Source organism: Trichococcus sp. TS_SC_9 (assembly GCF_056156325.1).
In genome coordinates, this window is the sequence record NZ_CM149591.1 from 2,286,700 (window position 1) to 2,300,512 (window position 13,813).

10 protein-coding genes are annotated in these 13,813 nt (G+C 41.1%); 8 read left to right on the top strand and 2 right to left on the bottom strand.

The genetic code is table 11. The features are described 5' to 3' along the window. The first annotated feature begins 14 nt into the window (after positions 1-14). The 6 genes from AC0J5I_RS11110 (at position 15) to AC0J5I_RS11135 (ending at position 10,881) form a co-directional block, all read left to right on the top strand. Positions 15-3,317 (top strand): phage tail tape measure protein, encoded by a 3,303-nt coding sequence (locus tag AC0J5I_RS11110; RefSeq protein WP_475299851.1) that lies wholly within the window; start codon positions 15-17, stop codon positions 3,315-3,317. Next, entirely contained in the window at positions 3,314-4,051 is a 738-nt protein-coding gene (locus tag AC0J5I_RS11115) for a hypothetical protein (RefSeq protein WP_475299852.1), read from the top strand. The genes AC0J5I_RS11110 and AC0J5I_RS11115 overlap by 4 nt, the downstream gene beginning before the upstream one ends. Continuing rightward, positions 4,048-6,252, top strand: a complete 2,205-nt coding sequence (locus AC0J5I_RS11120) for a phage tail spike protein (protein ID WP_475299853.1) — start codon at positions 4,048-4,050, stop codon at positions 6,250-6,252. The genes AC0J5I_RS11115 and AC0J5I_RS11120 overlap by 4 nt, the downstream gene beginning before the upstream one ends. 80 nt (positions 6,253-6,332) lie before the next feature. Then, positions 6,333-9,257, top strand: coding sequence for a hypothetical protein (locus AC0J5I_RS11125; RefSeq protein WP_475299854.1), 2,925 nt, complete (start codon positions 6,333-6,335; stop codon positions 9,255-9,257). Positions 9,258-9,298: 41 nt separating this feature from the next. Further along, positions 9,299-9,808: a phage holin family protein gene (locus AC0J5I_RS11130; RefSeq protein WP_475299855.1), complete on the top strand. Its 510-nt coding sequence runs from the start codon at positions 9,299-9,301 to the stop codon at positions 9,806-9,808. Beyond that, positions 9,808-10,881 carry a hypothetical protein gene (locus tag AC0J5I_RS11135; protein ID WP_475299856.1) on the top strand — a complete coding sequence of 358 codons (1,074 nt, stop codon included), beginning with the start codon at positions 9,808-9,810 and terminating at the stop codon, positions 10,879-10,881. The genes AC0J5I_RS11130 and AC0J5I_RS11135 overlap by 1 nt, the downstream gene beginning before the upstream one ends. A gap of 305 nt (positions 10,882-11,186) precedes the next feature. Here AC0J5I_RS11135 and AC0J5I_RS11140 read toward each other — a convergent pair whose 3' ends face one another. Next, on the bottom strand, positions 11,187-11,714 hold the full coding sequence (locus tag AC0J5I_RS11140) for a hypothetical protein (RefSeq protein WP_475299857.1): 528 nt from the start codon (positions 11,712-11,714) through the stop codon (positions 11,187-11,189). A 167-nt stretch (positions 11,715-11,881) separates the two neighbouring features. Here AC0J5I_RS11140 and AC0J5I_RS11145 point away from each other — a divergent pair, with 167 nt between their 5' ends. Both AC0J5I_RS11145 and AC0J5I_RS11150 read left to right on the top strand, forming a co-directional pair. After that, on the top strand, positions 11,882-12,415 hold the full coding sequence (locus AC0J5I_RS11145; protein WP_475305690.1) for a DUF6932 family protein: 534 nt from the start codon (positions 11,882-11,884) through the stop codon (positions 12,413-12,415). After that, a complete protein-coding gene (locus tag AC0J5I_RS11150) occupies positions 12,399-13,343 on the top strand; it encodes a hypothetical protein (protein WP_475299858.1) in 945 nt (314 codons plus the stop codon). Before AC0J5I_RS11145 ends, AC0J5I_RS11150 begins: the two co-directional genes overlap by 17 nt. Positions 13,344-13,396: 53 nt before the next feature. Here AC0J5I_RS11150 and AC0J5I_RS11155 read toward each other — a convergent pair whose 3' ends face one another. Then, positions 13,397-13,585, bottom strand: a complete 189-nt coding sequence (locus tag AC0J5I_RS11155) for a hypothetical protein (RefSeq protein WP_475299859.1) — start codon at positions 13,583-13,585, stop codon at positions 13,397-13,399. Between the last annotated feature and the right edge of the window lie 228 nt (positions 13,586-13,813).

Genomic DNA, 13,813 nt, shown 5'->3' on the forward strand with positions numbered 1-13,813 from the left:
AAAGGAGGTAAGAGATGTCAGAAAGAATAGAAGGTCTCTCCATTGGGCTTGATCTCGATAGCGTACAAGTCGAGAGCGGTCTCCAGGATTTAAACAAGAAACTAGCCCTGGTAAATAGTGAAATGAAGGCAAACCTGTCAGCTTTTGATAAAGGCGATGCCTCTCTAAAAAAGTATCAAACACAACTTGATGGACTTAATAAAAAGTTGGAAATCCAAAAGACAAAAGTCGATGGAGCCCGGCAAGCCTACGAGAAGATGGCCAAGGCACACGGAGAAGGCTCAAAAGAAGCCGATGCCGCCGCTACTGCCTATAACAAGGAACTGGCAAGCTTGAATAATCTGCAGCGCTATATCGGCAGCGTAACGACAGAGATGAACAAATCGCATTCAGCCTTTACAAAATACGGCGATCAGTTGACTGGCATATCCGAAAAGGCCGGTAAACTTGGTGATGGATTAACCAAGACAGTAACCCCAGCAGTCCTCGCTTTAAGTGCGGCAGCCGTTTTAAGTGCTACAAATGTAGCTGATGCGACGGCTAAAATTAAAGTCAATCTTGGCGGGACCGCTGAAGAAGCCGAAAGAGTTGGCGGCATCGCGAATGATGTCTTTAAGGACGGCTGGGGCGAGTCGCTTGATTCCGTGACTACTTCCTTGCTTAATGTTAAAGGACAATTGACGGGCATATCAGATGTCGATTTGGGTGCTATCACAAAGATGACCATCGCCTTGGAAGAATCACTTGGTATGGATCAAGCCGAAAGTTTACGCGGTATTAATGCACTGATGGAAACCTACGGAATGACCGCTTACGAGGCCTTTGATTACATGGTAGCGGGGGCACAGAAGGGCCTAAACAAGACAGATGAACTCGGGGATAACTTGGCTGAGTATGCGCCGCTATGGGAGCAGAATGGTTATTCGGCCCAAGAAATGTTTAACACTCTTCAAGCCGGACTCGATGCCGGAGCTTATAACCTGGACAAGGTGAATGACCTAGTCAAAGAGTTTGGGATCCGCATTGGTGACGGAACGGTGAAGGCTGCAGTCGAAGAGATGGGCGGTAGTTGGAAGGAGCTCTATAATACCTGGGAGGCTTCTGGGGAATCGAATGATGATTTGTTCAGAAGAATGTCTCAGAACTTGGCCGCTATTGAAGATCCGCAAGAGAAAGCAAATGCCTTGTCGATGCTTTGGGGATCGATTGGGGAAGATGCCGGGGTTAAGGTAGTTGAAGCTTTGGGAACTGTCACAGAGCAATACGGAGAAGTGAATGGTGCTGCTCAAGGTGTTATAGATACTTTAGAAGAAACACAGTCGCAGAAATTCCAAGCTATGTTTCGCGATATGACTGATACGCTCGTGCCGTTAGGGGATATTCTACTTGAAATGGGCGAAGAGGCACTGCCAATCCTGGAAGATGCCGTCGATAATTTGACGGATGCCTGGAACGATTTGAGCCCGGATATGCAGGAGAATGTCGTGCAATGGGGATTAGTAGCAGCTGCTGCAGGACCGATTGTGAAAGTGTTCAGCAGTGTTACTGGCGGCTTAGGAGCAATGTTGAAGTTGCTCCCTAGTGTTACAACGGGGCTTGGCGCAGCTGGAGTGACTGGTGCTTTGGGTGGTGTTTCTGGCGCGGCAACAGGAGCCGGAGGAGCTGCAGCCTTGTTCGCAAATCCTTGGGTTCTTGGCATCGGGGCGATAACCTTGGCTGCTACTGGCGTAGGGACTTTCATCTATCAGGAAATGACGAAAGATTCATCCAATCACGAAGCGTCGGTCGCTGCAACAAAAGGGAAATACGAAGAATGGTTTGACGCCGTAACCGAAGGCGCAAACGGCATGGTAAGTTCCCAAGAGCAAATCCAAGGTGCAATCAAAGGTACTGCATCAACTATAGCTGAAGAAACAGCAAGACTGAAAGAACAAAATACCCTTGTCACAAATGCAATAGATGATTTGTGGGACGGTGGGTATGAGTGGAACGAAAAGTTTTTCACGTCATTCTCCGAACCACTCGCACGAAATGTGGACGGCATCAAGGACAAATTAAAAGAACTAAAAATGACAGACGATCAAATCAGTGAGATTGAAGAAAGTTACAACAACTATTCTTTGACTATTGGAAACACGATGGCTGAGATTTTGTCCACCTTCACTGCCGGAAAAGTCGTCACTGAGGAATTGGCAAATGCAACGATAAATGCCAATAACGCTGTCACAGAAGAAATTATAACTGGACTAACTGCTCAAAAAGATGCGGAACAGGTGCGCATTGATGAAATGTTAGCGAATGGTGTGATCACCCAAGAAGAATACAACAAGCGCGTGCAAGAGAACGGTATGCACTACGCTATGTTGACTCAAATTACGCAGAACGCCAACGATGAAATTAATGCGATAATCGCAGCGGCGTCCTTGGAAAACCGACAACTGACAGCTGAAGAAACCGCTAGTATGATTGACAGTTATATTACATTGTCTGAGAACAGTGGTAAAAGCATGACGGAAATCGCAGAAGGACAAGATGCTTTATCTGAAAATATGCGGAACATGGTGAGCGAGGTTGCTATCGCTTCGTTGGAACAATCAGGGGCCTTGTCTGAAAGTGCAGCTTCTCAGATCGGCTCTCTCGGATCTGTTCAGGATAAAGTCGGCGCTTTACAGTGGGCTTTAGAGTATTACAACCGTACAGGTATCCCTGCAAAAACAATAAACATTGACGTATCCCCTGCTTTACAAGCTATTGCTGATTTACAACAACGACTCTACAATATTCCTGACGAACAGGTCTATATCAACGTTCAAGAGAATCGGGTTTATACGGCAACAAGCAAAACTGGCTCACTTGGAGTAGGCTATGCAACAGGTACCGACTCGCACGTCGGTGGTCCAGCGGTCCTCGGTGACGGTGGTCGAGAAGAGCCGTTCATGACGCCTAGTGGGGTCTTCGGGGTTTCTCCATCAACTGACACACTTTACCCGAATCTTCCAAAAGGAACGAAGGTATGGCCAAGTATTCAACACTTCAGGATGGACATCCCACACTTTGCGACAGGTGTTGAAGGCAGCACGGAAGCACAAAGGTTGATTGCGAGTTTTGGGAAAAGAGACACATCCGGCGAAAGTTCTGGATCAAACAGTGTGAGTAATTCAAACCAGACCACTACCGAAATCCATAACCATTTCAACATTACGGCTTACGGTGAATTACCGAACAAAACTGTTAAAAACATTACTGAAAAAATATCACGAGAACTTAAAAATATGAATGATCGGAAGATTATCAATAGAGGGGAGAAGGTGCATTGAAACCAGGAAGCTTTTATTTGAATGGTGTGCATAGCGATGACATCGGAGCGCTCATATCGGAACGGCCCATAATTGAAATGCCAAACAGGAAAATCGAATTAAAAGAGATTCCTGGTGTTAACGGTGCAATCCCTTTTGATGACGGGTCCTACAGCAATACGCAGATGGCACTCGAAATTTTTTATATGACGGAGGAGGAAGAAGATTTGCCGCTGCAACGGAGCAGAGTGGCAGCTTCTTTTTTGTTTAACCGATATGTGGAATTTATCCCATACTTTGATTCTGAAAAAATATACAAGGTGATCAATACAGAATATCCTCGCTTCAAGGGAAATAGTACGTTTCGGCACTTTGATGTATTTGAAGTAACTTTTTCTGTGAAGCCCTTTAAATATTTGATAGGCAGCGGCACTTATGAATTGCTAGAGGGCGCAACCATTTTAAATCCGACACCCTATGAGGCTGAACCGTTGATCACTATCCAAGGTAGCGGTGATTGCACGCTGACAATAAACGGCATAGAGTATGTGGTCAAAAATATCGTTGATGAGGTCATCCTGGATAGCGAAATCCAACACTGCTATAAAACCGTGAACGGTCTGCTTGTAAACGAGAATAGTAAGATGCATTCCATCGACTTTCCTGTTTTAGTTCCCGGAAACAATGTTATCACGTGGACGGGCGTCGGAGTTACTGCAGTTAACATCAAACCGAAATGGAGATCCCTCGTATGAAACCAATTCTATACAAAGCAGGTGAAACAGACTTTAATCATAATGGCATCGGGACATTAGCAGAGACAATCGCATGCGAAGTGACTGAAGAACGTAACGGCGAATTTGAACTGTATCTGGAATATCCGGCATCTGGCTTGCATTACGCGGAGATTCAGGAGTTATGTCTTGTAAAGGCAAAGCCTAATTCAGTTGATGCTTTGCATCTTTTCAGGGTCTATGAACGTCAGCTAGATACGATTACACAGGTCTTGTCAGTTTACGCGACAAGCATCTCCAATGACCTTGGCGGTAATTTGGTTCAAAGCGTCGCTTCCAATGATATTACGCCTCAAACAGCCCTTGATGTGATGAAGAATAGTTTAATTCAACCTACTAATTTCATATTTCATTCGGATATCAATGCAACCAATAGCATTGACTGGAAGATGCGGAATCCATTAAATTGCATAGCTGGCGAAGAGGGGTCTTTGTTGGATGTGTTTGGTGGAGAGCTAAAACGGGGAAATGATTTTATATGGCTATATGCTGAGCGCGGCCGCGACAACGTTGCAACGATTCGCCATGGGAAAAACTTGACAGGTCTGGAGGCCGAGTATTCAACTAAAGGTTTAGTAACACAGATTCTGCCCTACTTTACACACACTCCTGAAGGAAGCGAGGCGGAAGAGACCGTTATCGGCAGTCTTGTCATTTCTCAGTACGCGAACAATTACCCGGTCACAATGATTCTGCCGGTCGATTATTCTAGTGACGATCGAGTGACGGATTTCGCTAGTTTGGATACTGCAGCTTCTAATTATTTTATTGAAAATGCCGGGATTGATAAACCAAGTATAGCGATGGATGTGGATTTGGATGACTTGTCTGACAGCAGCGAGTATGAACAATTCAAGTCATTTGAGAATGTCGAAGTGTGCGATACCATAACTGTTTACTCAAAGCAGTTTGATGTAAACCTAACCGCGAAGGTGACGCAAATAGTATTTGATGTACTCAGAGAGAAGAACCAATCACTGAAAGTCGGGTCAGTGAGAACGAGCTTTTATGATGACCTGAAGAGTGGTTACAAAGACTTAGTAAAAGAGGTTACTGTATCGCTTACCAACACCATCGAGAAAGCCGCGAACGGCAAAAACCGCGTCTTCAGGGGAGTTGACGAACCGACGACCGGAATGGTCAAAAATGATGTGTGGTACAAGCCAGTCGGTGATGGAGAAATCAAGATGCATGTCTATGATGGCGCATTTTGGAACGAGGAAGCATATTCCGCTGACTCGCTCGGAGGGACAGTAAACTTTGCGAACATTAATGCAATTAACTTAAATCTGAATGCTTTGACCACGGCCAGCATTACCGGCGCTAACTTCTGGCTAAACCTCATCACCGGCATCATGCAGTTCACGAATCCAGAATCAGGCGACACGCTGAATCTCGATCAGGCGAAAATCATCTTTGGCGCAGGTACTACTTATGAGCGGATACTTGCCTATACATCCGAAGGCTTGAAGATGTTCCCGGGGCCAAACAATATAGGCACAAATCTGAACACCTCGCTCCGATTGCACGGCGGGATCACGTATATCGACTTTTTTGACGATATTACTGGTAGCGTTCCGGAGAATACGAATCGGGCCCGTGTGGAATCCAATGGCGAATATATATACCTGCGAACTGCAAATGGGGAAGTCGTCAGGGTTGTGGATTGGGGAGGCAATCCGCGTGATATCGTTGCGAGGGACTTCGTTACGTCCGATCCAAACAATCCATCCTATCATCATGCTGATCGCTGGGAGACGCCGCGTGACGGAAATCGGAGCCTTGTAATTAGTCCGAATGGAACGGGGTCTCTGTATATTTCAGATCCGGCAATGACAGCTTTTTACAATGTCAAGGCTTCCGATTTTATCGTATCCTCATCCGAAACGATTAAGACGAACATTGTACCTTCCGAAATAAGAGCTTTAGATCAGATTAAGGATTTGAAAGTGGTTGAATACGATTTGGTGAAAGATGTGGAAGAGGGGACCATTGATAAGCAGCTAGGGTTCATCGCTGAGAACAGTCCTGCTATTTCGAACCCTACTAATGATGCCATTAGTTTATATAAGGTCAATGCTTTGGCCACAAAAGGAGTCCAGGAATTATTGAGTAGGATTGAAGCGTTAGAGATTAGAATTAGTGCACTGGAGGCACAATAGAGATTTAGACAGAATTACTATAACGGAACAAGGGCGGCTGTAAATAAGTCGTAATCTTTTAAAAGGAGGGACATAAACAGATGGCCAAAAAACTGATCAAACTAGATGTGGCGATCAAGTCTACACACCAAATTTGGCAGATGGATATTCCAAAAGTCTACACAAATGATCTTAATAGTGTTCGCTTCGATTTCAACTTGATTGATGTCACAGAACAAGAAATGCTTGACGGCGGTGGAGCAGCAAATGTGCGATTACGGATGAAAGATGGACGACTACTGCCTCATGTTGGAGAAACAACAATTTCCGGCACAACCGTTAGTTATGACTTGCTAGAATATAAAGAATCCCTATTCGGTCAAGCTGAAATACAACTGATATTGAAATTAGGATTCCAGGATTTCGCATCTCAAATGTTTACCTTTGAGATTATTAAGGGGTTAGATATAGGAAATATTGGCGAAATAGGTTATAAGAATTTTTTGATAAACACATTGAATCAATACCGACTCAAAGTCACGCAATGGGTAAATGAATATCAACATTTCTTGATCCAGAATACTAAAGCATCCGGAAATATGGCGATTAATGACCTCGGATTGGTTGGCGGCAGCTTTGTTATTGATGATCCTAAAACATCCTATACGCCACCGACAACGAGCGCTTCGGAAGCGCAGTTATTAACAATAAGGGGAATGCTAAAAAACTACATTGCCACTCGAAACGTGGGTTTCTTGACAATGTCACGCAAATTAACCGATGCCCTCTTAAACTATTATTATCCGACATTTAACATACCAGCAGAACCTGACGCCAGTTGGGTCCCCCATTGGTTAGTTAATGTGACAGCGCCGTTTGTGAGCAGAGAATATTTTCTTAATGGAGTTGCAAGTTTCACTAATGGTATCGCTACAGTACATTATGAAAAAGTTTTTAGAATTTATTCAGCCCGAACAACAGAATCAACACTTGAATATGATTGGTCGCCCGCTGCACCAGTCGTTGGCACTGAGTATGAAATAGAAGAAACAACCGTTATGTATGGCCAAAGTGAAGCGACAATCTCCCTTAAAGATAAAACTTTCAACGGAAATTTGTTGATTGTATACTCTTCCGAAACCGGAAGAACAATTGAAGTGGGCGAAAAATGTGAGGCTTATCCAGTATGGCGGCCTCTGAACGCCGGTGAGATAGCTTGTGCAGTAGATTCTCTCGCATGGGCAATCGATGTTTTTGATCTATGGTATCAAATTGATGGTGATGAGAAGTGGCTAAGAGCGGTCCATTCGACGAGGCTATCCATTAAAGAAGTAGCAGAAGTTTCCAACACCAAGTACCATTTACGCTACGGAGAAGTAGGTACTGATGTGCTGAAAAACGGAGTTACAAGCTTTTCAGTAAGGAGTCCTCAAGAGACGTACACCAATGAAGGCAGCATGATACTGATCGACTACCCGCAGTCTGCAGGAAATGATGAAGCTTCAATAGGTACATGGGCAGGAAATCGTCTTCCGTTCGCACCTAACGGATGGGTAGAGGTTAAACTAGGAAGTGATCACGCTAGAAAAGTAAGAGTTTCAATAGACGAAGACTCCGTTTATGCACCTGAAAAAAGATGGATTCATGAGTTTATTACGTCAGGTTCTGGATTGAATGCAAAAGAAACTATTGCTATTAGAGCAGATGAATTTTACAAAACCGACGACATTTTTTGGGGATCTCATTATGGGAAATCAACTGACGCAGATCCGGTGGTTAGTGCAAACAGCTCACTTACCAAGACGATTGTTACGGACCTCATTGAAAGCAAAAAAGTAGAAGTGACTTCCGTTTCAATGACCAGAGGGGATGAAGGGGGATGGACCGGCTGGTCCCAGCTCATGTTAGCTGCATGGGGTAGAAAGCTGCCATTCACTATCAAGTATAAGACGGAAAGTAATATTATTTTCGCGATCAATGATAGCGAAAATGTTAAATGGACATACCTATTACCCAAGACAGGAAACGGATATGGTGAAGTTAGGTTAACGGAAGATCTTTTCTCAGGAGGTACAGAATTTGGGACAGGCAGCTATCTATCAGTATTAATAGAAGCGGTAGACGATGTATGTAGTATTAACCTGGACTACCTAGGCACAAAAACTATCCTAGACAAGGATTATTATACTAGCATCTCGCTAAGTTACGCTCAACAAGAGGCATTAAAAATAGGACTTGAGTATCTAAAACCTGCACCATCGAGAGATCCATTGCCTTATGCACCTTATATTCTGCCGTTTGATATGCACTATATAAATTATGAGCTTTCGAATTTGCGTGGGGCTATTTATTCCGGTTATCAGGCGCCTTGGGTGTTCCAAGATGATGTTTTCACCGACGGCGATGCGGCGGTTGATACAAATCTTCAGTTCCTCCTTGATTCTCAAAATGCTTATGAGGCGTTAACGGGTGTTGGAGGATTCTTTGCCCCAATTTTCTGGTGGAACTACGAGAATGATTCCGGTAATAATGAACCGAATACTTTTGGCATTGTTGGTAAGTGGGGGGATATATGGGGAGGTTTTCAATATAGAACTTTCAGTGATATAGCGAGAATTTTTGAGAAAGACGAAGATAACCAAGAAGCGTACACGCTAATATTGAAATTCATACACGCTGTGGATCGGTATTGGAAAGACACCTTTACTGATTTTCCCACTGCTTTCGTGTTAGGGAGGGAGCCTTATAACGATCAAACAGACCCTCAAATGGTATCGAATTTCATGAGAGGATTAATAAGTGGTCTCCATTCAAAAAGACTAACTTATGAAGAAAAATCGTTGCTAATTAAATTGGTAAGAAAGTGCTTGGAATACCTGGACTATTATCATCTACCGATCGCAACAGATTTTAATGATTCAGAAGTTGAAGGGACATTCAGCCCTGATCCGTTAAATAAAACATGGTATGGATATTGGGGTGGAGAGATTTTGAGCGCGTTGAGCGCTTTCCAATCATTAGAGTGAGATAAATCAACTGAACATAATTAATTATAGGAGCGTGTAGAATGGCAGAAATAATCGATTTGTTAAAAGGGCAATTGTTAAAAATGAACGAGGATGGATCCTGGGTAGTCGGCGCTGCAACCGGAGTGTTGTCCATCGCTATCCCGGAGTGGATTTACAAATCAGCGTGGAGCATAAACCATACGGTGCTGATTATGATTCTGTTGGGAGTCATTGGCATGGAGTGGTTGGTCGGAAGTCGTTTGGCCAAACTATCACCGGTAAAGAAAAACTCAAGCGAGGTTGCAATCGATTCGGCCATCCGGGATGTGATTATCATTGGCATGTGTGCAGCGGGATATGGGTTTGATTTTTTATTCAACACTGGAAGCGTGATTTATGTGATTATCACAGCGGCTTTCATCTACCACAATTTTTATTCGTTGGTCGCAAATATCGCCGTGTTGGGGTGGGAAAAGCGTTTCCCGATGTGGTTGCTAAACTGGGTAAATGACGAGATTGCAACAAAAAAAGATAAGTATTTTCCAGTCAGAAATAAGGAGGAAAAATAATGGCTAAAGATGCAAAAATGAAGTATGAAATCATAACGGATCATCGGTTGAAAGATGGGTATTGCGGATCCTATCGTTACGGCAAACCAGAGGGCATTGTACTGCACGAACCAGCAAACGAGGGCCTGATTCAAAATCAAATCGGTTACCAGCTACGTGATCCTGCAGCAAACGGGATTGTCCACGCCTGGGCTGATGATGATGAGCTGAGAGAAATTTCAAATACTGATTACAAGTGCTGGGGTGCAGGTGGACCAGCAAACGCAAGGTTTGTACAGATTGAAGTTTGTCGCATGGCGAATAAAGTGAAGGCCATTGCGGCAATCGATAGGGGGCTATTTTGGGCGGCCTATCAGCTTTATTGGTATGGACTAGCATGCACGGATGCAACTAGGAATGGGAATGGAACGGTATGGACACATTTGGCCGTTACTAAGTTTTTGGGTAATACGGATCATACTGATCCAATTGCTTATTGGTCTAGCGTCGATATTTCATGGGATGCGGCTTTCGCGCAGATTAAAAGATACTATGATGCTTTATGGGCAGGGGACAGTGCAAGAGTTCCTGCATTGGGGCAGATGGCAGTAACTGAAGCAACAGATGCTGTAGTTCGTACGAGAGTACCGGTCAGTTATGACGCAATAGTGACATCAGCAGGTTATTCAATCGACAGCACTCCTTGGGGAGAGCTTGGATTCACTCAATGGGGCCAGACGGATGACCACCTTGGAAATAAATTTTACTTTTATGAGGAGTCCGAAAGCGGTGAATATGCCAATGCTTTAAAAGTAGGTTGGATCGATAAGCGTGCGATAACACGTGAAAAGCAAGTGGTGGCATCTATTCTTCATCTGCCAAACGGACAAAACTGGACAACCTATCCAACTGAGGGACCGTATACCGCTGGCGATGTGATTTCTTTGGAAGGAACAAATGGGGAGTCCGCTTATACGGTTCTCGGTGAAAGAAGCGGCGGGAAAGTTTTAATCGTTGAGCTTGAGAATTTTGGTCGTGTCGGGATTTATTTTGATCCGGATAAAGGAGCGGTAATCGAGAAACGTTTTGCATAAAAAATAACCCTGCCTCTTAATAGAGATAAGGTCGTTCGTGTATATAAAAAAATGAGCCCTAACGAATGGTGGTCGTTAGGGCGGAGAAGTAGAGTTAACTACTTATGAACTTACATTTTATCACTAACTAATGATAAATAGCAAATGAAAAATGAAATACATTTAAATGCGTATAGTATAAGTGAGACTGGTTCTTATCCCCCAAGGAGAACCAGCCTCACTTTTTTTTAATAACTATTATCAATGATTAATGCTGAACTTGTTGTAAGAAAGGCTACAAATAAATAAAAATTTCAATTGAAATTTTAAATTTTCTTAATTTTAATTTCCTTGATATGTGAGAACTGAATAGGAAAAACAACCTCTTGCTCTCTCTGTATTGCTGGGGAGCCAAGTGAAAATTCCGAAGCGTAATATTTTTGTATGAAATTTTGAATACCGATCAAGTCAATTCCAAACAATTGAGAATCTGTTCGAGCAGTAATTACCAGGTAATTTGATCCTTTGTCTAACCAGTATATTTCACTTAATTCATTCGTTTTTGTCCATGAATGATAATGAGGAGTTTCTTTGATTCCGAAAGTATCCTTACTTGCATCAAATTTTGTATGGACACGAAATAAAGTGCCAGTATACTTTATCATTTGGATGATATCCTGCTCCTCATCTGATAATTTATCTTTATGGTTCAGAGAATTAATCATTTCTGATAGTGAATTCCAAAGAATGTCATAATATACTAGACTATCTTCACTTCTTTTTGAACCTTCCTTAGTGTGGTTTATCCATTTTTTTAAATCTATGATTGTTCTATCAAAATTATTTTTTACCATGGTTTGCTCCTTAAATATACTATGTTGGATTATAACATATAGAATTATTATAATCAGAGAGGTCCATCCCCTTACTATTATCACTTTTACTATTGTATAATCTATTTCTTTTTGTTTTAATTACAATATATAAATAGTTCAATATTATAAAGTTTGGAGGGATAATTATATTTGATTCAAACGGCAATCTTTCCCAAGAGATACATAGTATGGAAAGTGAAGAATTTCAAAGATTATTTGTTGAAAATGAGATGTTTCGTAGTAGTAGTACGAGAAGAATAATATATAATAATCTCATGGAAGTCATTGAAGATTTCAGAAGAAAAGGATTCTATTCTAATATTACTAAAATTTGGGTTGATGGAAGTTTTATAACAAATAAAAATAATCCTGATGATATTGATATTTTATTTTTCTATGACGTTAACGATGAATTAGCTGAGCTGAACAAAAACTTTGACCAATATTTTGATTTATACAGATTTAAAATGAGAACACAAAAATACTGTCATATAAATAAAATTATGGATATTGAAACTCTCTCGGAAGAATATAGAACAGCGGAATTAGTTAGATCCCACAGTATAAATATGGCTCAGTGGCAACATGATTTTATGATTGATAAAAAGTTCAATAGAAAAGGATTGGTTGAGATAATTAATATTGAGGAAAGGAGCAGACTTTATGAGCAGCAAGTATGATTTTTCAAATTTCCATATACAAGATGAAAACTTCGAAGAGTCTGTCTTAAACTTCAATAAAATTAACGATGCCAATCCATACAAAAAGTATATCTATAATGATATAAAAAACTTGGACAATTATTTATATGAAGAATATGTTGATTCCTCACCTTTATTTAGAATTATTAAACAAAATTCAGTGGTAGGTACAATTGAGATTGGGCTGCTTTCCAAGATGTTAAAAGGTATTCAGGATACTTTTACAAGTGCTTATCAGTCTTTTAATGGATTTAATAAAAAAAATGCAACAGTTATAAGGAATTCTTCTCTTTCATTACTTGAGGCAGCACCTGGTTCATTCATAATTAAAGTAGACACTACTAATAAATTAAATGAGAAGGTCTTTCCCAAGAAAAACAGTCAATTGGACTTAATTCAAAATACGATTGATCAAACAGAGTTATTAGACAATCTAATTGTATCATTGAGTGAAATAGACTCTAACGAATCTGTAATCAAATTTGTCACAAAGTTCGGTGTTCCTGCAACAAATCATACAAAAAAATGGTTTGAGAGCTTAGAAAAAGAGGATATTTCTTTCGAATATAAACATGTAACTAATGATATTGAAACAAATTTTAATTTAGATAGAATAAACACTGTGTACAATTTGTTAAAGAATAACGTGCTTGATGAGGTTAGTAATACCATTGAGTTCGTAGGAACCCTTATAGGGATAAATAATAAGTCTAAGACACTGACTTTTTCTCTTTTAAATGATTCCGATATAATTGTTAAGGTTGAAGATGATTCTTTGAATGATTATAAATTAACTACTAATGAGGAGTATCATCTTAAAGTTGAGAAAATTGAGAAATTTACTTTTAATGAAGTAGTTACTATTTATTCATTAAATACAATTAATAACACAGATCTAATCAAATGAAAAACTGTAGAGATTACGAAACAACCCTTTTGAGCCGAGGGTTGTTTTGTTTATTAGTATTCTAAATACATTTTAAGCTTTTTGTCACTCAGCTCACGCAGCATTTCCGCCTTCTTTAATTGCTCCGGGTTTTTATCAAAAAATTGGGCTACAGCCTTTATACTATTTCTCGCAGGAATAAATTCTTCGTTATCAAACCCTTCTAGAGCCAATAAGATTTGTATTAAATGCAATGGAATCATCGGACACCTCCTTTAGTCAATGGTATCAAAGTGCGTGAACTTTGCCTATAATTTTATGCAACCGTTTAGAAGTATCACTATAGGAAGAAAAAAAGCCCTGCCCGGACTTTTGTTACTCGGGATTTTCCCGGGATATTTTTCTTTTTCATGCTAGAAAGCTTGATTTATTGAGGGTTAATGAGATTAGCCATGTACGAATTGCTGAAATAAACAAACTGTTTCAGTTTT

Bases quoted from the DNA above. Each gene is read 5' to 3' on its own strand.
- AC0J5I_RS11140 (WP_475299857.1), bottom strand. From the start codon at position 11,714: ATGGTAAAAAATAATTTTGATAGAACAATCATAGATTTAAAAAAATGG.
- AC0J5I_RS11130 (WP_475299855.1), top strand. From the start codon at position 9,299: ATGGCAGAAATAATCGATTTGTTAAAAGGGCAATTGTTAAAAATGAAC.
- AC0J5I_RS11120 (WP_475299853.1), top strand. From the start codon at position 4,048: ATGAAACCAATTCTATACAAAGCAGGTGAAACAGACTTTAATCATAAT.
- AC0J5I_RS11135 (WP_475299856.1), top strand. From the start codon at position 9,808: ATGGCTAAAGATGCAAAAATGAAGTATGAAATCATAACGGATCATCGG.
- AC0J5I_RS11150 (WP_475299858.1), top strand. From the start codon at position 12,399: ATGAGCAGCAAGTATGATTTTTCAAATTTCCATATACAAGATGAAAAC.
- AC0J5I_RS11155 (WP_475299859.1), bottom strand. From the start codon at position 13,585: ATGATTCCATTGCATTTAATACAAATCTTATTGGCTCTAGAAGGGTTT.
- AC0J5I_RS11110 (WP_475299851.1), top strand. From the start codon at position 15: ATGTCAGAAAGAATAGAAGGTCTCTCCATTGGGCTTGATCTCGATAGC.
- AC0J5I_RS11125 (WP_475299854.1), top strand. From the start codon at position 6,333: ATGGCCAAAAAACTGATCAAACTAGATGTGGCGATCAAGTCTACACAC.